27 protein-coding genes are annotated in these 25,868 nt (G+C 71.2%); 17 read left to right on the top strand and 10 right to left on the bottom strand.

Going from position 1 to position 25,868, the window contains the following annotated elements; translation table 11 throughout:
• Positions 1–32 precede the first annotated feature (32 nt).
• Entirely contained in the window at positions 33–1,514 is a 1,482-nt protein-coding gene (locus ACEN9J_RS03950) for an efflux transporter outer membrane subunit (RefSeq protein WP_057591622.1), read from the top strand.
• Between the two features lie 4 nt (positions 1,515–1,518).
• Here the strand turns inward: ACEN9J_RS03950 and ACEN9J_RS03955 are convergent, their stop codons facing one another.
• Positions 1,519–2,076, bottom strand: coding sequence for a MarR family winged helix-turn-helix transcriptional regulator (locus tag ACEN9J_RS03955; RefSeq protein ID WP_057591623.1), 558 nt, complete (start codon positions 2,074–2,076; stop codon positions 1,519–1,521).
• 126 nt (positions 2,077–2,202) lie between these two features.
• Between ACEN9J_RS03955 and ACEN9J_RS03960 the strand changes: the two genes are divergently transcribed.
• The gene (locus ACEN9J_RS03960) at positions 2,203–3,180 is read left to right on the top strand and encodes a tripartite tricarboxylate transporter substrate-binding protein (RefSeq protein WP_413763392.1); all 978 of its coding nucleotides are present in this window, start codon (positions 2,203–2,205) and stop codon (positions 3,178–3,180) included.
• Positions 3,181–3,190: 10 nt separating this feature from the next.
• On the opposite strand, the gene ACEN9J_RS03965 is transcribed toward ACEN9J_RS03960, so the two are convergent.
• Positions 3,191–3,415: a hypothetical protein gene (locus tag ACEN9J_RS03965; RefSeq protein WP_261210656.1), complete on the bottom strand. Its 225-nt coding sequence runs from the start codon at positions 3,413–3,415 to the stop codon at positions 3,191–3,193.
• A 158-nt stretch (positions 3,416–3,573) separates the two neighbouring features.
• Here ACEN9J_RS03965 and ACEN9J_RS03970 point away from each other — a divergent pair, with 158 nt between their 5' ends.
• The 4 genes from ACEN9J_RS03970 to ACEN9J_RS03985 are packed head-to-tail and all read left to right on the top strand — an operon-like array spanning position 3,574 to position 7,467.
• Entirely contained in the window at positions 3,574–5,061 is a 1,488-nt protein-coding gene (locus tag ACEN9J_RS03970) for a cobyric acid synthase (protein WP_412179690.1), read from the top strand.
• Positions 5,058–6,104 (top strand): nicotinate-nucleotide--dimethylbenzimidazole phosphoribosyltransferase, encoded by a 1,047-nt coding sequence (gene cobT, locus ACEN9J_RS03975; protein WP_413763393.1) that lies wholly within the window; start codon positions 5,058–5,060, stop codon positions 6,102–6,104. Before ACEN9J_RS03970 ends, cobT begins: the two co-directional genes overlap by 4 nt.
• 5 nt (positions 6,105–6,109) lie before the next feature.
• The gene (locus ACEN9J_RS03980; RefSeq protein ID WP_413763394.1) at positions 6,110–6,904 is read left to right on the top strand and encodes an adenosylcobinamide-GDP ribazoletransferase; all 795 of its coding nucleotides are present in this window, start codon (positions 6,110–6,112) and stop codon (positions 6,902–6,904) included.
• Positions 6,905–6,906: 2 nt separating this feature from the next.
• A complete protein-coding gene (locus tag ACEN9J_RS03985) occupies positions 6,907–7,467 on the top strand; it encodes a histidine phosphatase family protein (RefSeq protein ID WP_413763395.1) in 561 nt (186 codons plus the stop codon).
• A 7-nt stretch (positions 7,468–7,474) separates the two neighbouring features.
• Here ACEN9J_RS03985 and nth read toward each other — a convergent pair whose 3' ends face one another.
• Positions 7,475–8,119, bottom strand: a complete 645-nt coding sequence (gene nth / locus ACEN9J_RS03990; RefSeq protein ID WP_413763396.1) for an endonuclease III — start codon at positions 8,117–8,119, stop codon at positions 7,475–7,477.
• Between the two features lie 107 nt (positions 8,120–8,226).
• Between nth and ACEN9J_RS03995 the strand changes: the two genes are divergently transcribed.
• Entirely contained in the window at positions 8,227–9,414 is a 1,188-nt protein-coding gene (locus tag ACEN9J_RS03995; protein WP_209541394.1) for a PLP-dependent aminotransferase family protein, read from the top strand.
• A gap of 9 nt (positions 9,415–9,423) precedes the next feature.
• Here ACEN9J_RS03995 and ACEN9J_RS04000 read toward each other — a convergent pair whose 3' ends face one another.
• Entirely contained in the window at positions 9,424–9,651 is a 228-nt protein-coding gene (locus ACEN9J_RS04000; RefSeq protein WP_413763397.1) for a hypothetical protein, read from the bottom strand.
• Positions 9,652–9,723: 72 nt separating this feature from the next.
• On the opposite strand from ACEN9J_RS04000, the gene ACEN9J_RS04005 reads away from it, so the two are divergent.
• Positions 9,724–10,059, top strand: coding sequence for a DUF6172 family protein (locus tag ACEN9J_RS04005; RefSeq protein WP_057591630.1), 336 nt, complete (start codon positions 9,724–9,726; stop codon positions 10,057–10,059).
• Here ACEN9J_RS04005 and ACEN9J_RS04010 read toward each other — a convergent pair whose 3' ends face one another.
• Positions 10,060–11,139, bottom strand: coding sequence for an Ldh family oxidoreductase (locus tag ACEN9J_RS04010; RefSeq protein WP_413763398.1), 1,080 nt, complete (start codon positions 11,137–11,139; stop codon positions 10,060–10,062).
• A 14-nt stretch (positions 11,140–11,153) separates the two neighbouring features.
• A complete protein-coding gene (locus ACEN9J_RS04015; RefSeq protein ID WP_413763399.1) occupies positions 11,154–12,128 on the bottom strand; it encodes a tripartite tricarboxylate transporter substrate binding protein in 975 nt (324 codons plus the stop codon).
• Positions 12,129–12,271: 143 nt separating this feature from the next.
• On the opposite strand from ACEN9J_RS04015, the gene ACEN9J_RS04020 reads away from it, so the two are divergent.
• The 7 genes from ACEN9J_RS04020 to ACEN9J_RS04050 all read left to right on the top strand — a co-directional run bounded on the left by ACEN9J_RS04020 (position 12,272) and on the right by ACEN9J_RS04050 (position 19,631).
• Entirely contained in the window at positions 12,272–13,054 is a 783-nt protein-coding gene (locus ACEN9J_RS04020) for an enoyl-CoA hydratase/isomerase family protein (RefSeq protein ID WP_057591633.1), read from the top strand.
• 14 nt (positions 13,055–13,068) lie between these two features.
• A complete protein-coding gene (locus ACEN9J_RS04025; protein ID WP_413763400.1) occupies positions 13,069–14,163 on the top strand; it encodes an acyl-CoA dehydrogenase family protein in 1,095 nt (364 codons plus the stop codon).
• 1 nt (position 14,164) lies between these two features.
• A complete protein-coding gene (locus tag ACEN9J_RS04030) occupies positions 14,165–15,358 on the top strand; it encodes an acyl-CoA dehydrogenase family protein (protein WP_413763401.1) in 1,194 nt (397 codons plus the stop codon).
• A 20-nt stretch (positions 15,359–15,378) separates the two neighbouring features.
• A complete protein-coding gene (locus ACEN9J_RS04035) occupies positions 15,379–16,596 on the top strand; it encodes a CaiB/BaiF CoA transferase family protein (protein ID WP_057591636.1) in 1,218 nt (405 codons plus the stop codon).
• 11 nt (positions 16,597–16,607) lie between these two features.
• The gene (locus tag ACEN9J_RS04040; RefSeq protein ID WP_413763402.1) at positions 16,608–17,777 is read left to right on the top strand and encodes an acyl-CoA dehydrogenase family protein; all 1,170 of its coding nucleotides are present in this window, start codon (positions 16,608–16,610) and stop codon (positions 17,775–17,777) included.
• A gap of 25 nt (positions 17,778–17,802) precedes the next feature.
• A complete protein-coding gene (locus ACEN9J_RS04045; protein ID WP_413763403.1) occupies positions 17,803–18,792 on the top strand; it encodes a Bug family tripartite tricarboxylate transporter substrate binding protein in 990 nt (329 codons plus the stop codon).
• A 68-nt stretch (positions 18,793–18,860) separates the two neighbouring features.
• Positions 18,861–19,631 (top strand): IclR family transcriptional regulator, encoded by a 771-nt coding sequence (locus ACEN9J_RS04050; RefSeq protein ID WP_413763404.1) that lies wholly within the window; start codon positions 18,861–18,863, stop codon positions 19,629–19,631.
• A 4-nt stretch (positions 19,632–19,635) separates the two neighbouring features.
• Here ACEN9J_RS04050 and serB read toward each other — a convergent pair whose 3' ends face one another.
• The 4 genes from serB to mfd are packed head-to-tail and all read right to left on the bottom strand — an operon-like array spanning position 19,636 to position 24,531.
• On the bottom strand, positions 19,636–20,349 hold the full coding sequence (gene serB / locus ACEN9J_RS04055; protein WP_057591640.1) for a phosphoserine phosphatase SerB: 714 nt from the start codon (positions 20,347–20,349) through the stop codon (positions 19,636–19,638).
• Positions 20,350–20,748 (bottom strand): type II toxin-antitoxin system VapC family toxin, encoded by a 399-nt coding sequence (locus ACEN9J_RS04060; protein ID WP_057591641.1) that lies wholly within the window; start codon positions 20,746–20,748, stop codon positions 20,350–20,352. It lies immediately after the preceding gene.
• Positions 20,745–20,996 carry a hypothetical protein gene (locus tag ACEN9J_RS04065; RefSeq protein WP_057591642.1) on the bottom strand — a complete coding sequence of 84 codons (252 nt, stop codon included), beginning with the start codon at positions 20,994–20,996 and terminating at the stop codon, positions 20,745–20,747. The genes ACEN9J_RS04060 and ACEN9J_RS04065 overlap by 4 nt, the downstream gene beginning before the upstream one ends.
• A gap of 49 nt (positions 20,997–21,045) precedes the next feature.
• The gene (mfd, locus tag ACEN9J_RS04070) at positions 21,046–24,531 is read right to left on the bottom strand and encodes a transcription-repair coupling factor (RefSeq protein WP_413763405.1); all 3,486 of its coding nucleotides are present in this window, start codon (positions 24,529–24,531) and stop codon (positions 21,046–21,048) included.
• A 123-nt stretch (positions 24,532–24,654) separates the two neighbouring features.
• Here mfd and ispD point away from each other — a divergent pair, with 123 nt between their 5' ends.
• Positions 24,655–25,377, top strand: coding sequence for a 2-C-methyl-D-erythritol 4-phosphate cytidylyltransferase (gene ispD / locus ACEN9J_RS04075; RefSeq protein WP_057591644.1), 723 nt, complete (start codon positions 24,655–24,657; stop codon positions 25,375–25,377).
• The gene (gene ispF, locus ACEN9J_RS04080; RefSeq protein WP_296730066.1) at positions 25,374–25,862 is read left to right on the top strand and encodes a 2-C-methyl-D-erythritol 2,4-cyclodiphosphate synthase; all 489 of its coding nucleotides are present in this window, start codon (positions 25,374–25,376) and stop codon (positions 25,860–25,862) included. Before ispD ends, ispF begins: the two co-directional genes overlap by 4 nt.
• Positions 25,863–25,868: the final 6 nt, after the last annotated feature.

Below are 25,868 nucleotides of genomic sequence, written 5' to 3' on the forward strand. Positions count from 1 at the left end.
AACGAACCACAGAACAAGAAGGAAGGTCGATCATGAACTTCAAGCTCTCATCCCTCTCGGCGCCGCTGCGCGCGGCCGTGCTGCCCCTGGTGGCGGCGCTGGCCCTGGCCGGCTGCGCGAGCGTGCCCTCGGGCCTGCCCGAGACCCCGGCCGCGGCCCAGTTCAAGGAGCAGGGCGCCACGCCGCCCGCCGGCTGGACCCGCGCCGTGCCTTCCGAGGGCGCCGCGCGCGGTGCCTGGTGGCAGGCCTTCAACGATCCGGTCCTGAACGAGCTCATCGCCAAGGCCGAGGTCAGCAACAACAACATCCAGGGCGCAGCGGCGCGGCTGGCCGAGGCCCGCGCCATCGCGCGCAGCGTCAACGCCGACCGGCTGCCGCAGGTGGGCCTGAGCGCCGGCGCCAACCGCGGCGCCGGGCTCGACAAGGCCACGGCCAGCACCTCGCCGGCCACCATGACCAATGCCGGCGCCACCTTCTCGTACGAGCTCGACCTGTTCGGCCGCCTCTCGCGCGCCAGCGACGCGGCGCGGCTCGACGCGGCCGGCCGCGAGGCGCTGCTGCAGAGCACGCGGCTGGCGGTGCAGGCCGAGGTGGCGCAGACCTACCTCACGCTGCGCGCCCTCGATGCCGAGCGCGTGCTGGTGCGCGAGCAGGTCGAGGCCTACCGCGACACGCTGCGCCTGTCGCAGCGCCGCCAGCAGGCCGGCGACATCGCCGAGCTCGACGTGGCGCGCGTGCAGACCGAGGTCTCGTCGACCGAGTCGGATGCACTGGCGATCGACCGCCAGCGGGCCCAGGTCGAGCATGCGCTCGCGGTGCTGGTGGGCGACTCGGCCTCGAGCTTCGGCGTGCGGCCGGCCGACTGGACCACCGCGCTGCCCGCGATCCCGCCCGGCGTGCCGGCCACGGTGCTGACGCGCCGGCCCGACGTGTCGGCCGCGCAGAACGCGGTGTTCGCGGCCCAGTCGCGCGTGGGCGTGGCGCAGGCCGCGTGGTTCCCCGACATCTCGCTGACCGGCGCGGCCGGCTATGCCTCGCCCGAGGTCGGCGACCTGTTCAAGTGGTCGGCCCGCTCGTGGGGCGTGGGCGCGCTGCTGTCGCTGCCCATCTTCGACGGCGGCCGCCGCGAGGCCGGGCTGCAGAGCGCCAACGCGCAGCTCGACGGCGCGCTGGCGAGCTACCGCAACCAGGTGCTGGTGGCCTTCCAGGAGGTCGAGGACCAGCTGGCGTCGATCCGCATCCTGCAGGAGCAGTCGGGCGTGCAGGCCACGGCCGTGGCCTCGGCCGCGCGCGCGACCAGCCTGTCGGACACGCGCTACCGCAACGGCTACATCAGCCAGCTCGACCTGCTCGACGCGCGCCGCAGCGAGCTGCGCAACCGGCGCCAGGCGCTGCAGGTGAAGTCGGCGCAGTACCAGGCGGCCGTGGGGCTGATCCGCGCGATCGGCGGCGGCTGGGACGTGCCGGGCGCGGTGGCCTCGGGCGACAGCGCACCGCGCGGCCCGCAAAGCTGAGGCCCTACGCGCCCCGCTTCGGCCAGCGGTGGCGCGTGCCGCCCGAGCGGCGGTCGGCCTTCTCGGGCACCACGCCCTGCGCGCTCAGCGCGCTGCCGCGCTGCTCGAGCCGCCGCAGGCATTGCAGGAAGATCTCGACATGCCCGGCCGGCAGGCCGTCGAGCAGCCCGGTGTTGAGCTCGGCGATGCGCGGGAACAGCTCGTCGAACAGCTGCAGCCCCGCGGCGCTCAGCCGCACATGGACCTCGCGCCGGTCCTCGTCGTCGCGGCGCCGTTCCACCAGCTGCTTCTCGACCAGGCTGCGCAGCCCGCGCGAGGTGCGCACGCGGTCCAGGCTCAGGCAGTCCGACAGCGCCGAGGGCGTGATCTCGCCGGTCTGCGCGAGCATCGCGACCATGCCCCATTCGCGGCGCGTGATGCCGAAGCCGCCCTCGACCAGGCGCGTGGCCATGCCGCCGCCGGTGCGCGCGGCGCGCGCGAGCCGGTAAAGCAGCAGGTCGTCGAGGCAGCGGGGCGCGAGCAGCGCGGCCGCGTCGGGAAAGGCAGGAGGGGAAGAACTCACGAAGGATGCGGGTGTGTGGCGGCGCCGCCGCGGCGCCCGATGATGGATTAGATCAACTATTTGTTACCTGCATATAAACAGCGTAACAAAAGCCGGCCACCAGCCGCCGGCGAGAGGAGATCCCCCGTGCCCTTTTTTCCCTCCCGGCGACGACTCGCCGCCTGCTGCCTCGCGCTCGCGATCGGCGGTGTCCTGGCGCCCGCGCAGGCGCAGAACCTCGAGAGCCCGCTCACGCTGGTCGTGGGCTACGCGCCCGGCGGCAGCACCGACCGCATCGCGCGCCTGATCGCCGAGCGGCTCGGCCCCAAGCTCGGCGTGGCCGTCACGGTCGAGAACCGCGCGGGCGAGGGCGGCCGGCTCGCGGCCAAGCAACTGCGCCGCGCGGCCGCGACCGAGAACGTGCTGATGCTCGGCAATCCCGCCGTGATGGTGGTGGCGCCGCTGGTGATCAAGGACGCGGGCTACGACCCCGACAAGGACTTCGTGCCCGTCACCCAGGTCAGCAGCTACGACTTCGCGCTGGCCGTGGGGCAGAAGCTGCAGCTCGACCGCGCCATGTTCCTCGTGGGCCGGCTCTGGGCCCATCCCGAGGAGGCGGTCTTCGGCGTGCCAGCCACCGGCAGCCTGCCGCACTTCTTCGGCCTGATGGTCGGCGATGCGCTGAGCGTGCAGCCGCAGATCAAGGGTTACGGCGGCTCGGCGCCGCTGGCGGCCGACCTGACCGGCGGCTCGCTGCCGATCGCCATCGACACGCTGGACTCGCTCTATGCGCAGCACGTGGCTGGCAAGATCCGCATCCTGGCCGTGTCGGGCAAGAAGCGCGCGAGCTTCGCGCCCTCGCTGCCGACCTTCCGCGAGGCCGGCATGAAGATCGATGCCGACGGCTGGAACACCTTCTTCGCGCCGAGCAGCATGCCGCCGGCCAAGGTGCAGCTGCTGGCCGCGAAGATCCGCGAGGTGATGCAGGACCCGGGGTTGCAGAAGGCGGCCGATGCGCTCTACATCACGCCGGTGGTCAGCAGCAACGCCGAGACGGTGCAGATGCTCAAGGCCTACCGGCAGCAGTGGGAGCCGGTGGTGCGGCGCTCGGGCTTCGCGCCCTGAACGCGCGCATTCAGGCGTCGGGATCGGACGGCCGCGCGGCGCTGATCCTCTGCAGCTCCGCCACGCCCATCACCAGCGCATTCGAATAGCTGGCCTCGGCGCGCGCGGCACGGCGGTAGACGCGGTAGTCGAGCACCTCGGCCTCGCCGCTGTCCAGCGCCTCGAGCAGGACCCAGTGGAAACGGTCCGGTTCGGGTTCTTCGACGGTGAGGGCCAGGTCGTTGAGGGCGGGCATGGGGCGGGGTCGCGGTGCGCTGTGACGGGGAAGCCGTGTATACGGAGGATTCGCCGAACCGGATGCAGCCCGTGGGTTCACTGGGCCGGTTGCGTGACGGAAGCCGCATTCCGGCGTTGCGTTTCGGGCACCCGTGCGCGCTCAACGACAATCCCGCCATGAATTTCCAGGCAGCGGCGGCGCCGGCGAGCGCGCGAGAGCACACCGGCGGGGCGCGTTGCGTGATGGTGCTGGGCACGACCAGCGGTGCCGGCAAGAGCTGGATCGCGACCGCGCTGTGCCGCTGGTACGCGCGCCAGGGCCTCAAGGTGGCGCCCTACAAGGCGCAGAACATGAGCAACAACGCGCGCGTGGTCGAGGGCGGCGAGATCGGCAGCGCCCAGTACTTCCAGGCGCTCGCGGCCCGGGCGCGGCCCGAGGTGCGGATGAATCCGCTGCTGCTCAAGCCCGAGCGCGACACCCACAGCCAGGTGGTGCTGATGGGGCAGGTCGACGAGGCCCTGTCGGCGCTGCCGTGGCGCGGGCGCAGCGAGCGCGTGTGGCCGCAGCTCGCGCGCGCGCTCGACGAGCTGCGCGCCGAGAACGACGTGGTCGTGATCGAGGGCGCCGGCTCGCCGGCCGAGATCAACCTGATGGCCAGCGACATCGTCAACCTGCGCATCGCGCGCCATGCCCGGGCGCGCTGCCTGCTGGCCACCGACATCGACCGCGGCGGCGCCTTCGCCCATCTCTACGGCACCTGGGCACTGCTGCCCGAGGCCGACCGCGCGCTGCTCGCGGGTTTCGTGCTCAACAAGTTCCGGGGCGATGCCTCGCTGCTCGCGCCCGCGCCCGAGCAGCTGCGCGAGATGACCGGCGTGCCCGTGGTCGCGACCCTGCCGATGTGGTGGCAGCACGGCCTGCCCGAGGAGGACGGCGTGTTCGACGACCGCAGCCGGTCCTCGGGCGCCGTGACGCGCACCGTGGCCGTGATCGCCTACCCGCGCATCAGCAACCTCGACGAATTCCAGCCGCTGAAGAACGTGCCCGGCGTGCGCCTGGTCTGGGCTCGCGCGCCGGCCGACGTGGCCGGCGCCGACTGGATCGTGCTGCCCGGCTCCAAGCACACCAGCGGCGACCTGGCCTGGCTGCGCGCGCAGGGGCTCGACCGCGCGGTGGCCGAGCATGCGGCGCGTGGCGGCGCGGTGCTCGGCGTCTGCGGCGGGCTGCAGATGCTCGGCGAGGCGCTGGTCGATCCGCACGGCATCGACGGCAACGCGCCCGGGCTGGGCCTGCTGCCGCTGGTGACGGTGTTCGAGCGCGACAAGACCGTGCGCCGCCGCGAGGCCGCCTTCGGCACGCTGGCGGGCGCCTGGGCCGCGCTGTCGAACGTGGCGGTGGCCGGCTACGAGATCCACCACGGCCAGACCGCGGCCCATCCGCAGATGGCCGGCGACGGCGGCGCGGTGATGCCCGAGGGGCTGGCCTGGCAGAACGCGCGCGGCAACGTGCTCGGCCTCTACCTGCACGGGCTGTTCGAGGACCCCGCGGCGCTGCAGGCGCTGTTCGGCGTCGCGGCGCCCACGCTCGACGCCACCTTCGACGGCCTGGCCGACTTCATCGACAACCACTTCGACGCCGGCGTGCTCGCCGGCCTGATCGCATGACCCACGACGACCTTCTTCCCGCGGTGCCCGACATCGCCGACGCCGCGCTCGCGGCCCGGCTGCAGGCCGCGCTCGACAACAAGACCAAGCCGCTGGGCGCGCTCGGCCGGCTCGAGGCGCTGGCGCTGCGCCTGGGCACGATCCTCGGCACCGAGTCGCCGGCGCTCGAGGCGCCGCAGATGCTGGTCTGCGCGGCCGACCACGGGCTGGCGGCGCGCGGCGTCTCGGCCTATCCGAGCGACGTGACCTGGCAGATGGTCGAGAACTTCCTGGCCGGCGGCGCCGCCGTCAGCGTGCTCGCGCGCCAGCACGGCCTGGCGCTGACCGTGGCCGACTGCGGCGTGCGGCGCGACTTCCAGCCGCGGCCCGGCCTGGTGCAGCGGCGCATCGCGGCGGGCACCGCCGACGCCTCGGCCGGCCCGGCGATGAGCGCCGCGCAGTGCGCGCAGGCCATCGCCAACGGCCGCGAGATCGTGCGCGCGCTGCCGGGCAATGCGCTGCTGCTCGGCGAGATGGGCATCGGCAACAGCTCGGCCGCCGCGCTGCTGCTGGCGCGCCTGGCCGACATCGACATCGACCGCTGCACCGGCGCCGGCACCGGCCTCGACGCCGACGGGCTGGCGCGCAAGCGCGCCGTGCTGCGCGAGGTGCTGGCGCTCCATGCGGGCGCCACCGCGCCGCTCGATGCGCTGGCCGCGCTCGGCGGCTTCGAGATCGCGACCCTGGTCGGCGCGGTGCTGCAGGCGGCCGAGGAGCGGCGCGTGATCGTGCTCGACGGCTTCATCGCGAGCGCCGCCGTGCTGGTGGCGCAGGCATTGCGACCGCATGTGGCGCAGCGCTGCGTGGCGGCCCACGTCTCGGCCGAGCCGGGCCATGCGCTGCTGCTCGAGCGGCTGCAGCTCGAGCCGCTGCTGAACCTGGGCCTGCGCCTGGGCGAGGGCTCGGGCGGCGCGCTGGCCTGGCCGCTGCTCGAATCGGCCTGCCGCATCGTGCGCGAGATGGCGAGCTTCGAATCGGCCGGCGTCTCGCGCAAGGACGCCTGAGCCCGATGCGCGGCCTGCGGCATTTCCTGCTCGCGCTGCAGTTCTTCACCCGCGTGCCGGTCACGGGTCGGCTCGCGGCCTGGGTCGGCTACAGCCCGCAGATGCTGCGCGCGAGCGCGGCGCACCTGCCGGGCATCGGCTGGCTGGCCGGCGGCGTGGCGGCACTGGTGTTCGTGGGCGTGGCGATGGGACTGCCGGGCCTGGCGGGCGCATTCGCGGCTGCGGTGCTGAGCACGGTCGCGACCGTGCTGCTGACCGGCGCCTTCCACGAGGACGGCCTGGCCGACGTGGCCGATGGCCTGGGCGGTTCGGCCGACAGGGCGCGGGCGCTCGAGATCATGAAGGACTCGCGCATCGGTGCCTTCGGCGCGATCGCGCTGGTGCTGGCGCTGGGCCTCAAGTGCGCGCTGATCGCGGTGCTGGCCGGCGACGGGTTGCATGCGGTGGCCGCGGCCATCGTCGGCGCGCACGTGTTTTCGCGGCTCGCGCCGCTCGGGTTGATCCGCTGGCTGCCCTATGTGGGCGACAGCGGTGCGAGCAAGGCCAAGCCGCTGGCCGATGCGATCAGCGGCGGCGCGCTCGCGATCGGCGTGCTGTGGACGCTGCCCGCGCTGGCGTTGCTGGCGCTGTCGCACGGTGCGGCCCATGCGCTGGCGGCGCTGCTCGCGACGGCGCTGGCGGCGCTGTGGATGGCGCGGATCTTCCGGCGCCGGCTGCAGGGCTTCACGGGCGACGGGCTGGGTGCCACGCAGCAGATCTGCGAGATCGCGATCTACCTCGCGCTGGCGTGGCGGATATGAGCATGCGCAGGCTCTGGCTGCTGCGGCATGCGCCGGTGATCGCCGAGGCGGGGCTGTGCTACGGCGCGAGCGATCTCGAGGCCGAGGCCGAGGCCACGCGCGCGGCCGCCGAGCGCATCGCGTGGGAGTTGCCGCCGGGGCTCGCCGTGCTGTCGTCGCCGTTGCGGCGCTGCGCCACGCTGGCCGGTGCGATCGCCGCGCTGCGGCCCGATCTCGCGGTGACGCACGATGCGCGCATCGCCGAGATGGACTTCGGCGCCTGGGAAGGGCAGTCCTGGGCGGCCATCGCGCGCGCCGAGCTCGATGCCTGGACCGCCGATTTCGCCGACACCCGCGCCGGCGCGCATGGCGAGAGCGTGCGTGCCTTCATGGCGCGCGTGGCCGGCGCCTACGACGAATGGCGAGCCGGGCAGGGCGATGCGCTGTGGGTCGCGCATGCGGGCGTGCTGCGCGCCGTGTCGCTGCTGCACGCGGGCACGCGCTGTCCGCGCGACGCCACCGAGTGGCCGTCGACGCCGCTGCCCTTCGGCGGCTGGCAGGTGGTCGAGCTTCGGCCGGCCTGATGCAGGCTCAGCGCTTGGGTGCCGGCGTCTTCGGCTTGTAGTCGCAGTAGGTCGACACCGCGCAGTCCCAGCAGCGCGGCGTGCGCGCCACGCAGACATAGCGCCCGTGCAGGATCAGCCAGTGGTGCGCATGCAGCCGGTATTCGACCGGCACGCGCTTCTCGAGCTTGAGCTCGACCTCCAGCGGCGTCTTGCCCGGCGCCAGTCCGGTGCGGTTGCCGACGCGGAAGATGTGGGTGTCGACCGCGATCGTGGCTTCGCCGAAAGCCACGTTGAGCACCACGTTGGCGGTCTTGCGGCCCACGCCGGGCAGGGCCTCGAGCTCGGCGCGCGTGCGCGGCACCTCGCCGCCGTGCTGCTCGACCAGCATGCGGCAGGCCTCGATCAGGTGCTTGGCCTTGCTGCGGTACAGGCCGATGGTCTTGATGTAGCCCTCCAGGCCCTCGACGCCGAGGTCGAGGATCGCCTGCGGCGTGTTGGCCACGGGGAACAGCTTGCGCGTCGCCTTGTTCACGCCCACGTCGGTGGCCTGCGCCGACAGCAGCACGGCGGCCAGCAGCTCGAAGGGCGTGCTGTATTCGAGTTCGGTCTCGGGCGTGGGATTGGCGGCCTGCAGGACGGCGAAGAAGGGCGCGATGTTTTCTTTTTTCATGGGGCGGGACAAAGGCAGGCGCAATATATCGCTGAAACGGGAATGACCTACGCAACTTAATTTCCCGCGGCTTTCGCCACAATGGCGGCCAGAAAGTGAGACTGACCATGCAATTCGCCTCCCGCCTCGACAACGTCGAAACCTCCGCCATCCGCGAACTCTTCAAGCTGCTGGGCAAGCCCGGCATCATCAGCTTCGCGGGCGGCTTCCCCGACAGCGCGATGTTCGACGTCGAGGGTCTCAAGGAGGCGAGCCAGAAGGTGCTGGCCGAGGAGGCCGGCGGCGCGCTGCAGTACGGCGCCACCGAAGGCTACGAGCCGTTGCGCGCGCAGCTCAGCGCCTTCATGAAGACCAAGGGCGTCGAGGTCGATCCCAGCGGCCTGATCGTCACCACCGGCAGCCAGCAGGCGCTCGATCTGCTGGGCAAGACCATGATCTCGCCCGGCGACAAGGTGATCGTCGAGGGCCCGACCTTCCTGGCCACCATCCAGTGCTTCCGTCTCTACGGCGCCCAGCTCATCAGCGCGCCGATCGACGCCAACGGCGTCAAGACCGACGAGCTCGAGAAGCTGATCGCCGAGCACAAGCCCAAGTTCGTCTACCTGATCCCCACCTTCGGCAACCCCAGCGGCGCGATGCTGAGCCTGGAACGCCGCAAGAAGGTGCTCGAGCTGGCCGTGAAGTACCAGACGCTGATCGTCGAGGACGATCCCTATGGCGACCTCTACTTCGGAGAGGCGCCGCCGCCCTCGATCATGGCCCTGAGCAAGGACGTGCCCGGCAGCCGCGAACTGCTCGCGCACTGCGGCAGCCTCAGCAAGGTGCTGAGCCCGGGCCTGCGCATCGGCTGGATGATCGCGCCGGCCGAGCTGCTGGCCAAGGCCACCATGTGCAAGCAGTTCAGCGACGCCCATACCAGCACCTTCTCGCAGGCCACCGCGGCCCAGTACCTCAAGAGCGGCCGCATGCCGGCCACGCTGGCGCACGTGCGCGAGGTCTACGGCCAGCGCGCCAAGGCCATGGGCCAGGCGCTGCAGCGCGAGCTCGGCGACGCGGTGAGCTTCACCCAGCCCAATGGCGGCCTGTTCTTCTGGGCCCGCCTCACGGGCGCCAACGGCAAGCTGGCCAATGCCAACGAACTGGCCAAGCGCGCGATCGAGAAGCTCGTGGCCTTCGTGCCCGGCGCGCCGTTCTATGCCGAGAACCCCGACGTGGCGACCCTGCGCCTGAGCTTCGCGACCGCCGACGTGGCGAAGATCGAAGAGGGCGTCAAGCGCCTCGGCCAGGCGCTGTAAGGCCGGCCGTCAGGGCGCGCGGTGCAGCCGGGGCGCCGCGAGCAGCGCCAGGTTGTCCGCGATGGCCGCATCCACGTTCGGATAGCGGCCTTTCATCTTCGAGAGCGTCATGATGGTCTGCAGCGCCTTCAGGTCCTTGACCGAGGGCGCGACCTTGATCTGCGCAATGGCCGCGGTGGGATTGCCGCCGTTGATCAATGCCATCACCTTGCTTGTCCAGTCGTTCGCGCGCGCCATGTCTTTCACCTGCTTTCCGTTGAGCCGCCGACTGTACACAGTGGCGCGGCGGGGCATTGGTTACCATCACCCATGAGAAAAACCTTCCAGCTTCAGGTCGAGGGCAAGCACCCCGACCGCCTCCTCGAAGCCACCAAGCACGAAATCCGCAAGTACATCAAGCGCGAGCGCGGCCATGCACTGCCGGCCGGCGCCGATTTCTGGGACTTCGATTGCCGCTTCGGCAGCAGCGCCGACAACGCCCAGACCATCCACCTGTCGGCCATCACCGCCAGCATCGACCACGTGGTGGCCGAGGGCGGGAAGCAGTTCTACCTCGAGATCCTCGCGCGGCCCGCGACGCGCAAGCCGCGGCCCGCGGGCGAGGCCGCCCCGTCCGACGAGGACGGCGACGACCAGGACAACTGATCAGGCCAGCGCCTGCGCCAGCCGCAGGCCGTGCCGCTGCTCCACCTCCTGGAGCGAACGCGCGATCGACGGGTGCAGCCGCACCCCGTCCCTCGATTGCGCCTCCCGACGCTTCAACCCGCCTTCGCCCGGCAGCCGCACCGGCTTCGTCGGGTCGATGGGCGCATTGCCGCGGCAGCGCTCGGCGACCTCGTCCATCTGCCGCAGGAAGGCCGCCTTGCCGCCGAAGGCATGCAGGTCGTGCAGCGTGACGTGCACGGTCGCGCCCCAGCCCTCGGGCGGATCGGCGCGGCCATGGCCCGCGAGGCCGCCGGTCAGCGCCTCCACCAGCAGCGCCATGCCGTAGCCCTTGTGGCCATGGCTCAGGCCGCCCACCGGCAGCAGGGTGCCGGGCGGGCTGTCGAACAGCACCTGCGGATCGTTCGAGGGCCGGCCCCGCGCGTCGATCAGCCACTGCTCGGCGAAGGTCTCGCCGGCCGCGCGCTTGCGGTTGCTCATGCCGTTGGTGGTGATCGAGGCCGAGATGTCGACCATCACGCCGCCCTGCGAGAGCCCGAAGCCCAGCGCCAGCGGGTTGGGCGTGAACACCGCCTGCGTGCCGCCGAAGGGCGCGACGCTCGCGGTGTTGGGGTCGGAGCAGGCCAGCAGCATCAGCATGTCTTCCCGCAGCGCGCGCAGCATGTAGACCGCGAGGCAGGCGATGTGGTGGCTGCGGCGGATCACCAGCGAGGCGGTGCCGAGTTCGCGGGCGCGCGGGACCAGCAGGTCGAGGCCCTGTTCCATGAGCCAGGGGCCGGGCAGGCGCCGGCCGTCCCACAGCACGGCGGCGGGGCGGTCCGACAGCACCTCGGGCGCGCCCTCGCGCGCCATGCCGCCCGCCTCGAGCTCCTTCGCATAGCCGGCGAGCAGCGCGAGGCCGTGGGTGTCGTGGCCCAGCAGGTCGCCCTCGACCAGCGTGCGCGCCACGCTCGCGGCCATCGGCGCGGCGAGGCCGCACTTCTGCAGCAGGGCATCGGCATAGGCGACCAGCGCCGGCGCGTTGTAGAGGGGGGCTTCGGACGAGGAGGCGGCTTGGTTCATGCCGCCATTCTGGGTCACTCGGGCTTGATGTTGGCGATGGCCGCGATCTTGCGGAAGCGCGCGATCTCCTCGAGGTGGAAGCGCTGCATCTTCTCGGGCGGATAGGGCATGAGCTCGGCGCCCGACTTGCGCACGAAGGCGCGCGCGTCCTCGGTGGCCAGCGTCTTCTGCAGCGCCTCGGCGAGTTTCGCGGTGACGTCGTCGGGCGTCTGCGAGCGCACGTAGAACGACACCCAGCTGTACTGCACATACTCGTTGAAGCCCTTCTCGCGGATCGTCGGCACACCGGGCAGGTCGGGATTGCGCGCCTCGCCCGAGACCGCGAGCGCGCGCAGCTTGCCGCCCTTGATCAGCGGCATCGCGCCGCCGAGGTCGACCAGCGCGAAGTCGAGCTGGTTGCCGATCACGTCGGTCATGATCGGCGCCTGTCCCTTGTAGGGCACGTTGGTGAAGTCGCCGCCAGCCACGTTGGCGAGCCAGGCCGCCGCGAGCTGGTAGCCCGCGGAGTAGGTGCCGACGGTGAGCGACTTGCTCTTGCTGGCGGCCAGCAGCGCCTCGATGCTCGCAAACGGCGAATCGTTCGAGACCACCACCACGTTCATGCCGCGCGTCAGGCCCGACACCGGCTTGTAGTCCTTCACCGAGTCGTAGCCCAGGTCCTTGATGGTCAGCGGGTTCACGGCCATCGGCGAGTTGCTCGCCAGCAGCAGCATGTAGCCGTCGGCCGGCGCGTTCTTCACCTGCTGCAGCGCGATGATGCCGTTGGCGCCGGGCTTGTTCTCGACCACCACCGCCTGGCCGAGCTGCGCGGCGAGCTGGTCGCCGAAGTAGCGCGCGGAATTGTCCGAGCCGCTGCCGGGCGTGAACGGCACCACGATCTTGATCGGCCGCGTCGGAAAGGCCGTGCCCTGCGCGAAGGCCGGTCCCGCCACCGCCGCGCCCGCGGTACCCGCCAATGCCAGCAACAGCCGGCGCCTGCTTGTCTCCATCTTTTTTGCTCCTGAGTTCGTGACTGAACCGGTCGTTCGCCGACCTGCCCGGGCTTCGGGTTGGCCAAATAATAATACATATGTGCTTTTAAAAAACATGTATCTGTTATATCGTTGAAAAAGAACAGCCAGACAGGAGTCCCATGAGCACCGCAGCGAATCCGTCCGACCTCTCGATCCACCGCACCGGCCACACGGCCACGGTGGAGATGTGCCGGCCGCCCCACAACTTCTTCGACCTCGCGCTGATCTCGGCGCTGGCCGAAGCCTTCGAATCGCTGCAGGCCGACCCGGCATGCCGCGCCATCGTGCTGGCGGCGCAGGGGCGCTCCTTCTGCGCGGGCGCCGATTTCTCGTCGCCCACACCCGCCGCCGGCGAGCGGCGCGACCCGGGCGAGCTCTACCGACAGGCGATCCGGCTGTTCGCCGTGACCAAGCCGGTGATCGCGGCGGTGCAGGGCCCGGCGGTGGGTGGCGGGCTGGGCCTCGCGCTGGTGGCCGATTTCCGCGTCGCCTGCGCCGAGGCGCGCTTCAGCGCCAACTTCGCGCGCCTGGGCTTCCACCCGGGCTTCGCGCTGAGCCACACGCTGCCGCGCCTGGTCGGCGCGCAGCAGGCCGCGCTGCTGCTCTACACCGGCCGCCGCATCGATGGCGCCGAGGCGCTGCGCATCGGCCTGGTCGACGAGCTGGCGCCGCAGGACCAGGTGCGCGAGCGCGCCCAGGCATTGGCCGAGGAGATCGCGATCTCGGCGCCGATCGCGGTCGAATCGACGCGCGCGAGCCTGCGCGCCGGGCTGGTCGAGGCGGTGCGCGCCGCGGTCGAGCGCGAGGCCGGCGAGCAGCGCCAGCACTTCCAGACCCAGGACTTCCGCGAGGGCGTGGCCGCGATGGCGCAGCGCCGCGATCCCGTCTTCGGACGCCACTGAGCGCGGAGCACGCCATGATCGATTTCGCACTCGATGAGGAACTCGCGCTGGTGGCCGAGACGGCCCAGCGTTTCTCCGACGAACAGTTGCTGCCCTCGCAGCGCGCCTTCGAAGCGCAGCGCGCGCTGCCCGAGGCCCTGCGGCGCGAGGCGGCCCAGATCGGCTTCGATCGCATCGACTGGCCCGAGTCCGCGGGCGGTGTCGGCCTCGGCGCGCTCGCGCGGGTGCTGGTGACCGAGCGGCTCGCGGCCGGCTGCCCCGGCGCGGCGCTGGCGCTGCAGCCGATCGGCGCGGTCGCGCAGGCGCTGCGGGCCTTCGGCGGCGAGGCGGCGCTGCAGCGCCATCTGCAGCCGCTGCTGGCACGGCCCGATGCGCGCGCGGCGCTGGTGTTCGATGCGCGCGGCCAATGGACGAGCGATGGCGATGCGCTGAGCGGCCATGCGGCCTGGCTGCCGACCGACCGCGTCGACCTGCTCGCGGTGCTGAGCCGCGACGGGCTGCGCCTGGTCACGCAGGGCATCGCGCTCGCCGAACTGCCCGGTGCCGGCCTGCGCGCCGCGGGCGCGAGCGAGCTGCGCGTGGACCGCGCGCCGGTCGAGGCCGCGTGGACCGACCCCGCGGCCGCCGCGCTCGCGCTGGCCCATGCGCGCGTGCAGCTCGCGGCGCTGCTGGTCGGCCAGATGCATGCGGCGGCCGACTATTCGCGCCGCTATGCGCTCGAGCGTGTCGCCTTCGGCAAGCCGATCGCGCACCACCAGGCGCTGGCTTTCCTGATCGTCGACATGCACAGCGCGGTCGATGCCGCGCGCCAGTTGCTGCACGAGGCCGCGTGGCGGCTCGATGCCGGCCGGCCCGCGCGCGAGGCCGCGGCCACGGCGCTGATCGAGGCGATCGAGAACGCGGTCTTCATCGGCGCCAACGCGGTGCAGATCCTCGGCGGCGCGGGCTTCATGCGCGACTACCCGGTCGAGAAGCAGCTGCGCGAGCTGCGCGCGCTGGGCCTGCTGCTCGGCGGCGCCGATGCCGCGCGCGACGACGCGCTGCCGGCCGCGATCGCCGCGCCGATCGACTTTCTTGCCACCACCGACCCAACGACCCAGGGAGCCTGAGATGGATTTTTCGATCAGCGCGGACGACCAGGCCCGCCTGCAGACCCTGCGCCGTCTCGGGCGCGACGAGATGCGGCCCGCGGGCTGGCGCGCCGACCGCGCGGGCGCACCGCTGCCGGTGGACGACCCCTTCTTCGTGCGCATGCTGGCCGAGGGCTTCGGCCGCACGCGCTGGCGCGCGGCTGACGCGGCGCCCGACGGCACCGATGCGCCCGCGCCCAACAAGGCCGGCTCGGCCGTGGCCCAGGTGCTGCTGGCCGAGGAGGGCGCCTACTGGGACCGCGGCATCGGCGTCGCGCTGCCGGGCCCGGGCCTGGGCGAGCCGCCGATCCTCTCGATGGGCACGCCCGAGCAGAAGCAGCGCTTTCTCTCGCCCTTCGTGAATCCGCAGCGCCCGATCTGGGGTGCCTTCGCGATGACCGAGCCCTCGGGCGGGTCCGACGTGGCCAACATCAAGACCCGCGCGCGGCGCGACGGCGACCACTGGGTGCTCGACGGCGCCAAGTCCTTCTCGGGCAACTCGGGCCGCGCCGAATGGACCGTGGTGTTCGCCACCATCGACCCGGCGCTGGGCCGCGCGGGCCACCGCGCCTTCGTGGTCGAGCGCGGCACGCCGGGCTTCGGCGACTTCCGCATCGAGAAGAAGATGGGCCTGAAGGCCTACGAGTCGACCTCCTTCTTCCTCTCGGGCTGCCGCGTGCCCGCGGCCAACCTGCTCGGCGGCGAGGCCTGCTACGAGCAGCGCTCGGGCGGCTTCAAGGGCGCGATGAACACCTTCAACGCGGGCCGTCCGGCCATCGCCGGCATGGCGGTGGGCATCGGCCGCGCCGCGCTCGACGAGGCCGCGGCCTTCATGCAGGCCCAGGACCTGGCCTCCGACCCGCGGCTGCGCGACCGGCTCGAGCGTTCGCGCCGCAAGCTCAAGGCCGCGCTGCTGATGGCGCTGCGCGCGGCCTGGCTGGCCGACCGGCGCCAGCCGAACATGCTCGAGGCCTCGGCCTCGAAGGCGCTCGCGCCGCCGGCCGCCTTCGAGGCCACGAGCTTCGCGATGGAGGTGCTGGGCCTCGCGGGTGGCCGCGGCGACCACCTGATCGAGAAGCTGTTCCGCGACGTGAAGGCGCTCGACATCGTCGAGGGCACCGGCCAGATCCAGCGCGTGGTGATGGCGCGGCATCTCGTGGGCCTGCCCAACTGAATCCCTCTTCTTTTTTCCCTATGACCGATACGACTTCCAATGCGCCCTCGGGCCCCCTCAAGGGCATCCGGGTGCTCGACCTCACGGCCGTGGTGCTCGGCCCGCTGGCCACCCAGATGCTGGCCGACTACGGCGCCGACGTGATCAAGGTCGAGCCGCCCGAGGGCGACATGATGCGCGCCAACGGCATCTCGCAGCACCCGGGCATGAGCTCGATCTTCCTGGCCGTGAACCGCAACAAGCGCTCGCTCGCGGTCGACCTCAAGTCGCCCGAGGGCGTGGCCGCGCTGCGCGCGCTGATCCCGCAGGTGGACGTGGTGGTGCACAACATGCGCGTGGCCGCGGTCGAGCGCCTCGGGCTCGGCTACGAGGCGGTGGCGAAGCTCAATCCCAAGGTGGTGTATTGCGCCGCCACCGGCTTCGGTCAGGACGGCCCGCACCGCGACAAGCCGGCCTTCGACGACATCATCCAGGCCGCCTGCGGGCTGGTGGGCGTGGGCTCGGTGGGACGCGAGCAGCCCGACTACACGCCCAGCCTGATCGCCGACAAGACCACCGGCCTCGCGGTCTGCAACGCGGTGCTGGCGGCGCTGCTGCACCGCGAGCGCAGCGGGCAGGGCCAGTACGTCGAAGTGCCGATGCTGGAGACCATGGCGGCCTTCGTGCTGGCCGAGCACATGGGCGGCATGACCTTCCAGGGCTCGGCGGTGAAGGCCGGCTATCCGCGGCTGCTCGAGGGCGGGCGCAAGCCGGCGCGCACGCGCGACGGCTGGATCAGCATGCTGCCCTACACGGAACGCCACTGGCAGGCCTTCTTCGTCGAGGTCGGCCAGCCCGAGCTGGCCGAGCGCTACAGCATCGCCAACCGGCAGGAGCGCAACGCGCAGGTGCGCGCGCTCTACGGCCACCTGCGCGAGCTGTCGCCGCTGAAGACCACGGCCGAGTGGATGGCGCTGTGCGAGAAGCTCGACATCCCGGCCACGCCGATCTATGCGCTCGACGACCTGCCCGCGCATCCGCACCTGAAGGCCGTGGGCCTGTTCGAGGACGCGCAGCATCCGACCGAAGGACCGATCCGCCAGCTGCGGCCGACGGCGCGCTTCTCGGCCACGCCGACGCGCGTGTACCGCCAGGCGCCCACGGTGGGGCAGCACACCAGCGAGATCCTGCGCGAGGCCGGCCTCGGCGAGGAAGCCATCGCGCGGCTCAAGGCCGGCCGCGCGGTGGCCGGCGAGTGAGGGAGCGGGGCATGAACTTCGAACTCGACGACGAGCACCGCATGCTCAAGGACCTGGTCGCGCGTTTCGTGCGCGACGAACTGCTGCCGCTGGAGCCGGCGGTGCTGAAGCGCGAAGCCGAGGGCGGGCAGCTGATGCTCATGCCCGAGGAGCACGAGCGGCTCGATGTGCTCTCGCGCGAGCTCGGCCTCTGGGGGCTCGATGCGCCGGCCGAACTCGGCGGCTCCGACCTGCCGGTGACGGCGATGGTCGGGGTCAACGAGGAGCTCGGCAAGACCGTCGTGCCCTACGACCTGCCGCCCGATTCGCCGAACCTGCGCATGCTGCTGAAGACGGCCGACGCAGCGCAGACCGAGCGCTATCTCGCGCCCTATGCGCGCGGCGAGACGGTCTCGGCGATCGCCATCTCCGAGCCCGGCGCGGGCGCCGATCCGTCGGCGATGGGCACGCGCGCCGAGCGCGACGCGCAGGGCAACTGGGTGCTCAACGGCCGCAAGATCTGGATCAGCCGCGCCGCGCGCGCCGACTGGACCATCGTGATGGCCGTGACCGACAAGGCGCTCGGTTCGCGCGGCGGCATCTCGGCCTTCATCGTCGACAAGGACACGCCGGGCTTCATCGTCGAGCGCCGCATCCCGATGCTCGGCGGCGTGTCGACCTACGAGGTGGTGCTGCAGGACTGCCGCGTCGGCGCCGGTCAGCTGCTGGGCAAGGAAGGGCAGGGCTTCGCGCCGATGCAGGCGCGGCTGTCGAGCCGGCGCGTGCAGATGGCGGCCTGGTGCATCGGCCGCGCCCAGCGCGCGCTCGACATGGTCTGCGAGTACGCGCCGATGCGAAAGACCTTCGGCGCGCTGCTGTCCGACCGCCAGAGCGTGCAGTGGGGCGTGGCCGATGCCGCCACGCGCATCCATGCCTGCCGCCTCATGACCTACGAGGCCGCCGCGCGCATCGACCGCGGCGAGGAGGCGCGTTCGCAGGTCTCGATGATCAAGGTCTACGCCACCGAGATGGCCTGGGACGTGATCGACATGGCGATGCAGGTCTTCGGCGCCATGGGCATGACCAAGGAAATGCCGTTGCAGCAGATGGCCAACGAGACCCGGCTGATGCGCATCTACGAAGGACCCAGCGAGGTGCACCGCTGGGTGGTGGCGCGCGAGCTCTTGGGCTCGCGGCGCTGAAGACAGGAAACCAGGAGACGACCCCATGAGTGATTTCTCTCGCGACCGCCGCCGGCTGCTGCTCGGCACCGGCGCGGCGCTGGCCGGTGCCGCGAGCTTGCCCACCCTCGCGCAGGCGCGGGCCTTTCCCTCGCACGCCATGCGCTTCATCGTGCCGTTCCCGCCCGGCAGCGGCACCGACATCACGGCGCGCCTGTTCGCCAAGAGCATCGGCGACCTCTCGGGCCAGGCGGTGACGGTGGAGAACAAGCCCGGCGGCAACGGCTTCATCGGCGTGCAGACGGCGCTGAATCCGCCGCACGACGGCCACACGGTGTTCATCGGCAGCAACTCGACGCTGACCACCAATGCCGCCACCTTCCGCAAGCTGCCCTACGACCCGATCGCCGACTTCGCGCCGATCACGCTGCTGTCGCGCGGCGCCTGCCTGGTCATCGTGCCGGCGGCCTCGGCCCACCGTTCGCTGGCCGACCTCGTGGCCGATGCGCGCAAGCGGCCGGGCAAGCTCAACTACGCGAGCGGCTCCATGTCGTACACGCTCTACTCCGAGTGGTTCAACGAGATGGCGAAGATCAAGACGGCCGGCATCAACTACAAGGGCGCGGGCGAGGCCGTCAACGCGGTGCTCACGGGCGAGGTCGATTTCGCGGTGGTCGACGCCACCGGCGCCAACGAGCTCGCGCGCTCGGGTCGCGTGCGGCCGCTGGCCTTCACCGCGCCCAAGCGCTCGATCGTGCTGCCCGAGGTGCCCACCGTCGGGGAGGCCGGCTATCCCGACTACCTCGCGTTCAACTGGGTCGCGGCCGCCGTGAGTTCGAAGGCGCCGCCGGCCGCGCTCGAGCAGCTCGGCGCGCTGTTCGCGAAGGCCGCGCAGACGCCCGAGATCCAGGCCTACTACCGCAAGCAGGGCACCGAACTGATCATGTCCTCGGCGCCCGAACTGCGCCGCTACCAGGCCGAGGAGATCGAGCGCTGGAAGCGGCTGGTGGGCATCACCGGCATCGAGTTGCAGTAGCATCGCGCGCGGTCCGGCCCGGGCGGTCGAGCGCGCAACATGCCGGCTGGGACCGCGGAGAACATGAAGTGGAGCAATCGGTCATCAAGACGGCGGGGCGGGTGTTTCAGGTGCTCGAGTACCTGCGGGAGGTGCGGCGGCCGGTGACGGTGCGCGAGATCTCCGAGCGGCTCGGCTACCCGCTGTCGAGCGCGCAGGTGCTGCTCAAGAGCGTCGCCACGCTGGGCTACCTGCGCTACGACTCCTCGCTGCGCGCCTACCTCGCCACGCCGCGCCTGGCCTCGATCGGCGACTGGGTGATGGACTCGATGTTCCAGGGCGGGCAGCTGCTCACCGTGCTCGGCGACATCGCGCGCGAGACCGGCTTCACCGCCATCCTCGCGGTCGAGAACGACATCTACGCGCAATACGTGCACGTGATCTTCGGCAGCCGCGCGATCCAGTTCAACGTGCAGCCCGGCACACGCCGGCTGCTGTGCATGTCGGGCACCGGCTGGGCGCTGCTCGCGGCCAGCGGCGACGACCACGTGGCGCGCACCATCCATCGCAGCAATGCGCGCCTCAAGCCCGGCGGGCAGGACGTCGATGCCGACTACGTGAAGGCGCGCGTGCAGGAGACGCGCGAGCGCGGCTATGCGTTCTCGCGCGGCGTGGTCACCGAGGGCATCGGCATCATCGCGCTGGGCTCGGCCTCGAGCGCCTCGGGCGCGCGCTTCGCGGTCGGCGTGGGCGGCCTGGTGGAGCAGCTCGAGCGCGCGGCCGATACCGTGGTGCCGTCGATGCGCGAGCGGCTGCTGGGCACCGCGGCCAGGTCGCCGGCGGCCGGCAGCCCGGCCTGACCGGTCAGGGCCGGACGACCTCGAGCAGGCGGTCGAGTCCGCCTTCGTCGATCGCCACCATCGCCTGCTCGCGCACCTTGGGCTTGGCGTGGTAGGCCACCGACAGCCCGGCCTCGCCCATCATCGGCAGGTCGTTGGCGCCGTCGCCGACCGCGATGCACTCCTGCGCCGAGATGCCCATCAGCGAGGCCACCTCGAGCAGGGTGCGGCGCTTCTCGGCGCCGTCGCAGATGTCGCCCCAGCTCTGCATCGCGACCTGGCCCGTGAGCAGGCCGTCGGCCTCGTCGAGCAGGTTGGAGCGCGCGAAGTCGATGCCCAGGCGCTCCTTCACGCGGTTGGCAAAGAAGGTGAAGCCGCCCGAGACCAGCAGCACCTTGAGGCCCGCCGCCTTGCAGGCGGCCACCAGTTCGGCCGCGCCGGGGTTGAGCTTCAGCCGCTCGTCGTAGACCTGCTGCAGCGCGCCGACCGGCACGCCTTTCAGCAACGCGACGCGGCGACGCAGGCTCTCCTTGAAGTCCTTGATCTCGCCACGCATCGTGGCCTCGGTGATCGCGGCCACCTCGGCCTTCTTGCCGACCGCGTCGGCGATCTCGTCGATGCACTCGATGCTGATCAGCGTCGAGTCCATGTCGAAGGCGATGAGCTTGAAGTCCTGGAGGGCGAGCGGCGGCGAAAAACGCTGCAGGACGAGACCGGGGGAGGAGGGGGCAAGGGTCATTCAGTGGTACCAGTTCTCGACGCGCAGGCCGGGCACGCGCGAGAACTCGCTGACGTTGCGGCTGACGACGATCAGGTTGTGCGCCATCGCGATGCCCGCGATGAGCAGGTCATAGGGGCCGATCGGCGTACCGGCTTGTTGCAGGTGAGCCTTGATCTGTCCGGCCGATTCAGCGCTCGCGCTGTCCAGCGGCAGGACGCGCAGGCGCTGCACCAGCTCGTCGAGCAGCGCACGCTGCGGGCCCGGGTTGGCGGACTTGGCGAAACCGAACTCGAGTTCGAACAGGTTGACGGCGCACAGATTCATGTCCGCATCGCTCGTACCATTCATCCGTGCGCGCACGCCGCCCGTGCCGCGAAAGGCGTAGATCAGGGTGTTGGTGTCCAGCAGGTACTTCACAGGGACTCGCGCGGCGTGTCGGGAGGCAGGTCCTTGTGCATGTCCTCGGTCAGGGGGAATTCGTCCCAGGCGGCTTTCTGCTTGTCGGCTTCGGCGAAGAAGCTTTCCCAGCCGGTCTTCTTGCCGCGCTGACCTTCACGCGCCACCAGCAGGGCGAACCAGCGGCTCAAGGGCAGGTTCGCCGCCGCCGCCGCCGCGCGCGCTGTTTTCTCGGACTCTTCGTCTAGGTAGATCGTGATCTGGGACATGGCGGATCTCCCGAAAAATTACATTGCCAATTATATAAGTGGCTGGCACTTATACGACGGCCGCGGGGCTTTCCTTGACCAGCGGCTGTCCCAGGCTGCGCAACACATCGCGCACCATCTGCGCACGCTCCTTCGGCTCCTTGAGCTCGCGCTCGATGCGCAGCTTCTCGTTGCCGGCCAGCTTGATGTGCTTGTTCTTCTGGATCAGGTGGATGATCGCCATCGAATCGACCGGCGGATCCTTCTTGAAGGTGATGTTGATGACGCCCGGCGCCGCATCGACCTTGACCACGCCGTAGGGCCGCGCGAGCACGCGCAGGCGGTGGGTGTCGATCAGGGTCTGGGCCTGCGGCGGCAGCTTGCCGAAGCGGTCGACGATCTCCTCCAGCAGGGTGTCGATCTGGTCGGGGTTCTTCGCGGTGGCGAGCTTCTTGTAGAACGACAGCCGCAGGTGCACGTCGCCGCAGTAGTCGTCGGGCAGCAGGGCGGGGGCGTGCAGGTTGATCTCGGTCGTGACCGACAGCGGCGACAGCAGGTCGGGCTCCTGCCCGGCCTTGAGCGAGCGCACGGCCTCGCTGAGCATCTCGTTGTAGAGCTGGAAGCCGATCTCCATCATGTTGCCGCTCTGGTTCTCGCCGAGCACCTCGCCGGTGCCGCGGATCTCGAGGTCGTGCATCGCGAGGTAGAAGCCCGAGCCCAGCTCCTCCATCTGCTGGATCGCGTCGAGCCGCTGCGCCGCCTGCTTGGTCAGGCCCTCGGTGTCGGGCACCATGAGGTAGGCATAGGCCTGGTGATGCGAGCGGCCGACGCGGCCGCGCAGCTGGTGCAGTTGCGCCAGGCCGAACTTGTCGGCGCGGCTCATCACGATGGTGTTGGCGGTCGGCACGTCGATGCCGGTCTCGATGATGGTCGAGCACAGCAGGAGGTTGTAGCGCTGGGCCACGAAGTCGCGCATCACGCGCTCGAGCTCGCGCTCGGGCATCTGGCCGTGGGCGACGGCGATGCGCGCCTCGGGCAGGATCTCCTCGAGCTTCTGGCGCCGGTTCTCGATGGTCTCGACCTCGTTGTGCAGGAAGTAGACCTGGCCGCCGCGCTTGAGCTCGCGCAGCACCGCCTCGCGGATCACGCCGGTGCCCTCGTTGCGAACGAAGGTCTTGATCGCGAGCCGGCGCTGCGGCGCGGTGGCGATCACGCTGAGGTCGCGCAGGCCCTCGAGCGCCATGCCCAGCGTGCGAGGGATCGGCGTGGCGGTGAGCGTGAGCACGTCGACCTCGGCGCGCAGCGCCTTCATGGCCTCTTTATGGCGCACGCCGAAGCGGTGCTCCTCGTCGATGATCAAGAGCCCCAGGTTCTTGAACTTGACCGACTCCGAGAGCAGCTTGTGGGTGCCGACCACGATGTCGACGGTGCCCTCGGCCAGGCCCTTGGCGGCGGTCGAGACTTCCTTGGCCGAGCGGAAGCGGCTCATCTCGGCCACCTTCACCGGCCACTTGGCGAAGCGGTCGACCAGGGTCTGGTAGTGCTGCTCGGCCAGCAGCGTGGTGGGCGCGAGGAAGGCCACCTGCTTGCCGCCGGTGACCGCGATGAAGGCGGCACGCAGCGCGACCTCGGTCTTGCCGAAACCGACGTCGCCGCAAACGAGGCGGTCCATCGGCTGCGGCGAGATCATGTCCTGCACCACGGCATGGATCGCGGCCTTCTGGTCGGCGGTTTCCTGGAAGCCGAAGTCGTTGGCGAAGACCTCGTAGTCGGCCGGCGAATAGCGGAAGGCATGGCCCTCGCGCGCGGCGCGGCGTGCGTAGATGTTGAGCAGCTCGGCGGCCGAGTCGCGCACCTGCTCGGCGGCCTTGCGCTTGGCCTTGTCCCACTGGCCCGAGCCCAGCTTGTGCAGCGGCGCCTCGTCGGCGCTGACGCCGGTGTAGCGGCTCACCAGGTGCAGCTGGCTCACGGGCACGTAGAGCGTGGCCTTGTCGGCGTACTCCAGGTGCAGCATTTCCTGCAGCAGCGGCTTGCCCTCGGCATCGCTGCCCTGGCCCAGGTCCATGTGGATCAGGCCGCGGTAGCGGCCGATGCCGTGCGCGGAGTGCACCACCGGGTCGCCCACGTTGAGCTCCGACAGGTCCTTGATCAGCGCCTCGACGTCGCTGACCTGCTCCTGCTTCTTGTTGCGGCGCCGGCCGGTGCTGCCGGTGGCGAACAGCTCGGTCTCGGTGACGAAGTCGATGCCCTGTTCGCGCCAGGCGAAGCCGGCCGCCAGCGCGGCGGTGGCGATGCCGATCTTCTCGTCGGCCGCGGCCTCGAAGTCGGCCAGCGAATCGAAGGCCGGCGGGCTCACGCCGCTGGCGCGCAGGAAATCGAGCAGGCTCTCGCGCCGGCCGTCGCTCTCCGCGATCATCAGCACGCGGTGCGTCGTGGCGGCGATGTGGGCCTTGAGCCGCACCAGCGGATCGTCGGCGCCGCGCACCACCGAGAAGGCGGGCAGGGTGTCGAATTCGGCGAAGGGCGCGGCGTCGGCGGTCGAGCGGATCGACAGCTGCGCATGCGGCTTCACGCGCTGGTAGAACTGCTCGGCGTTGAGGAACAGCGCCTCGGGCGGCAGCGCCGGGCGCTCGGGATCGCCGCGCACCAGGCGGTAGCGCTCGCCGGTGTCCTGCCAGAAGTGCTGGAACGCGGGCTCGAGCTCGCCGTGCAGCACGACGGTGGTGTCCTCGCCCAGGTAATCGAACACGGTCGCCGTCTCGTCGAAGAACAGCGGCAGGTAGTACTCGATGCCGGCGGTGGCCACGCCGTTGCCCATGTCCTTGTAGATGCGGCTCTTGGTCGGGTCGCCCTCGAGCAGCTCGCGCCAGCGGCCGCGAAAGCGCGCGCGCGCGTCGTCGTCCATCGGGAACTCGCGGCCCGGCAGCAGCCGCACCTCGGGCACCGGGTAGAGGCTGCGCTGGGTGTCGGGGTCGAAGGTGCGGATCGAATCGATCTCGTCGTCGAACAGGTCGACGCGGTAGGGCACCGGCGAGCCCATCGGGAACAGGTCGATCAGGCCGCCGCGCACGGCGTATTCGCCCGGACTCACCACCTGCGTGACGTGGGTGTAGCCGGCCAGCGTGAGCTGCGCCTTGAGCTTGGCGTCCTGCAGCTTCTGCTTCGTCTTGAAATGGAAGGTGTAGCCCGCGAGGAAGGACGGCGGCGCCAGCCGGTAGAGCGCGGTGGTGGCGGGCACCAGCACCACGTCGGCTTCCTTCTGGCTGATGCGCCACAGCGTGGCCAGGCGCTCGCTGATCAGGTCCTGGTGCGGCGAGAAGCTGTCGTAGGGCAGCGTCTCCCAGTCGGGGAACAGGGCGCAGCGCAGCTCGGGCGCGAAGAAGGCGATCTCGTCGATCAGGCGCTGGGCATCGTTGGCGTCGGCCGTGAACATGGCCGTGGCGCGGCCGGCGGCCTTTTCGCGCCGCGCGAGCTGGGCCAGCAGCAGCGCGTCGGCCGACAGCGGGGGGCGCGGCAGCGTGAAGCGCTTGCCCGCCGTGAGGTGGGGGAGGTCCATGAAAGGCTTGCTGGAAATGCACAACACCCCGCGCCGGCTGGCGAGGGGTGTGCAATGGGGTCGATTCTAGAATGGCGGCCCTTCTTCTGCTTGTCGGCGCACCGGCCGACCGTCCGCTTCGCCATGTCTTCCTCCCGCCTCTTCGTGCTGATCCCGTGCGCCGGTTCCGGCCACCGTGCCGGCCATGCGCAGTCCCCGCAGCCGAAGCAGTACCGGCGGCTGGCCGGGGCGCCGATGGTGGCGCACACGCTGGAGGCCTTCCGCGCGCTGAACGGGCGCTTCGCCGGTATCGCGCTGGTGGTGGCGCCCGAGGACCGCGACGTGGACGCCGCGCTGCCGCTCTTCCCGCAGCAGGACGAGCACCTGCTGCGCGTGGGCGGCGTGACGCGCGCGGCCTCGGTGCGCAACGGCCTGCTGGCGCTGCGGCAGAAGGGCGCGGGCGCGCACGACTGGGTGCTGGTGCACGACGCGGCGCGCTGCCTCGTGACGCCGAGCCAGATCGAGGCGCTGGTCGCGGCCTGCGAGCACGATGCCGTCGGCGGCCTGCTGGCGCACCGGCTGGCCGACACGCTCAAGGTGTCGACGGCCGACAGCCGCGTGGCGCAGACCCTGCCGCGCGCCGACAAGTGGCTTGCGCAGACGCCGCAGATGTTCCGCATCGGCATGCTTCTCGATGCGCTCGAGCGCGTCGGCGACGCGGTGACCGATGAGGCTGGCGCGATCGAGGCAGTGGGGCTGGCGCCATTGCTGGTGCCGGGCAGCGCGCAGAACTTCAAGGTCACCTATCCCGAGGACTTCGCGCTGGCCGAGGCGTTGCTGCTGGCGCGCAAGAAGGCGGTCGCATGAGCGGTGCCTTCGACATCCGCGTCGGCGAGGGCTGGGACGTCCATCAACTGGTGGCGGGGCGCAGGCTGATCCTCGGCGGCGTCGAGGTGCCGCACGTCACGGGCCTGCTCGGCCATTCCGATGCCGACGTGCTGCTGCATGCGATCACCGACGCGCTGCTCGGCGGCGCGGGCCTGGGCGACATCGGCCGGCATTTTCCGGACACCGACGCGCAGTTCCGTGGCGCCGACTCGGCCGTGCTGCTGGCCGAAGCGGCGCGCCGCGTGCGCGCCGAGGGCTGGCAGATCGGCAACGTCGACAGCACCGTGATCGCGCAGGCACCGAAACTGGCGCCGCATATCCCGGCCATGCGCGAGCGCATCGCGCAGACGCTGGGCATCGCGGGCGAGCAGGTCAACGTGAAGGCCAAGACGGCCGAGAAGCTGGGCCCGGTGGGCGAGGGCCGGGCGATGGAAGCGCGCGCCGTGGTGCTGCTGCACCGCTGAGCGCGC

Source organism: Variovorax sp. Varisp41 (genome assembly GCF_047325085.1).
In the GTDB taxonomy this organism is placed as follows: domain Bacteria; phylum Pseudomonadota; class Gammaproteobacteria; order Burkholderiales; family Burkholderiaceae_C; genus Variovorax.

Bases quoted from the DNA above. Each gene is read 5' to 3' on its own strand.
- mfd (WP_413763405.1), bottom strand. From the start codon at position 24,531: ATGGACCTCCCCCACCTCACGGCGGGCAAGCGCTTCACGCTGCCGCGC.
- serB (WP_057591640.1), bottom strand. From the start codon at position 20,349: ATGACCCTTGCCCCCTCCTCCCCCGGTCTCGTCCTGCAGCGTTTTTCG.
- ACEN9J_RS04025 (WP_413763400.1), top strand. From the start codon at position 13,069: ATGATCGATTTCGCACTCGATGAGGAACTCGCGCTGGTGGCCGAGACG.
- ACEN9J_RS03950 (WP_057591622.1), top strand. From the start codon at position 33: ATGAACTTCAAGCTCTCATCCCTCTCGGCGCCGCTGCGCGCGGCCGTG.
- ACEN9J_RS03965 (WP_261210656.1), bottom strand. From the start codon at position 3,415: ATGCCCGCCCTCAACGACCTGGCCCTCACCGTCGAAGAACCCGAACCG.
- nth (WP_413763396.1), bottom strand. From the start codon at position 8,119: ATGAAAAAAGAAAACATCGCGCCCTTCTTCGCCGTCCTGCAGGCCGCC.
- ACEN9J_RS04030 (WP_413763401.1), top strand. From the start codon at position 14,165: ATGGATTTTTCGATCAGCGCGGACGACCAGGCCCGCCTGCAGACCCTG.
- ACEN9J_RS04020 (WP_057591633.1), top strand. From the start codon at position 12,272: ATGAGCACCGCAGCGAATCCGTCCGACCTCTCGATCCACCGCACCGGC.
- ACEN9J_RS04005 (WP_057591630.1), top strand. From the start codon at position 9,724: ATGAGAAAAACCTTCCAGCTTCAGGTCGAGGGCAAGCACCCCGACCGC.
- ACEN9J_RS03995 (WP_209541394.1), top strand. From the start codon at position 8,227: ATGCAATTCGCCTCCCGCCTCGACAACGTCGAAACCTCCGCCATCCGC.
- ACEN9J_RS03980 (WP_413763394.1), top strand. From the start codon at position 6,110: ATGCGCGGCCTGCGGCATTTCCTGCTCGCGCTGCAGTTCTTCACCCGC.
- ACEN9J_RS04010 (WP_413763398.1), bottom strand. From the start codon at position 11,139: ATGAACCAAGCCGCCTCCTCGTCCGAAGCCCCCCTCTACAACGCGCCG.
- cobT (WP_413763393.1), top strand. From the start codon at position 5,058: ATGACCCACGACGACCTTCTTCCCGCGGTGCCCGACATCGCCGACGCC.
- ACEN9J_RS04035 (WP_057591636.1), top strand. From the start codon at position 15,379: ATGACCGATACGACTTCCAATGCGCCCTCGGGCCCCCTCAAGGGCATC.
- ACEN9J_RS04040 (WP_413763402.1), top strand. From the start codon at position 16,608: ATGAACTTCGAACTCGACGACGAGCACCGCATGCTCAAGGACCTGGTC.
- ACEN9J_RS04000 (WP_413763397.1), bottom strand. From the start codon at position 9,651: ATGGCGCGCGCGAACGACTGGACAAGCAAGGTGATGGCATTGATCAAC.
- ACEN9J_RS03985 (WP_413763395.1), top strand. From the start codon at position 6,907: ATGCGCAGGCTCTGGCTGCTGCGGCATGCGCCGGTGATCGCCGAGGCG.
- ispF (WP_296730066.1), top strand. From the start codon at position 25,374: ATGAGCGGTGCCTTCGACATCCGCGTCGGCGAGGGCTGGGACGTCCAT.
- ACEN9J_RS03970 (WP_412179690.1), top strand. From the start codon at position 3,574: ATGAATTTCCAGGCAGCGGCGGCGCCGGCGAGCGCGCGAGAGCACACC.
- ACEN9J_RS04015 (WP_413763399.1), bottom strand. From the start codon at position 12,128: ATGGAGACAAGCAGGCGCCGGCTGTTGCTGGCATTGGCGGGTACCGCG.
- ispD (WP_057591644.1), top strand. From the start codon at position 24,655: ATGTCTTCCTCCCGCCTCTTCGTGCTGATCCCGTGCGCCGGTTCCGGC.
- ACEN9J_RS04045 (WP_413763403.1), top strand. From the start codon at position 17,803: ATGAGTGATTTCTCTCGCGACCGCCGCCGGCTGCTGCTCGGCACCGGC.
- ACEN9J_RS04065 (WP_057591642.1), bottom strand. From the start codon at position 20,996: ATGTCCCAGATCACGATCTACCTAGACGAAGAGTCCGAGAAAACAGCG.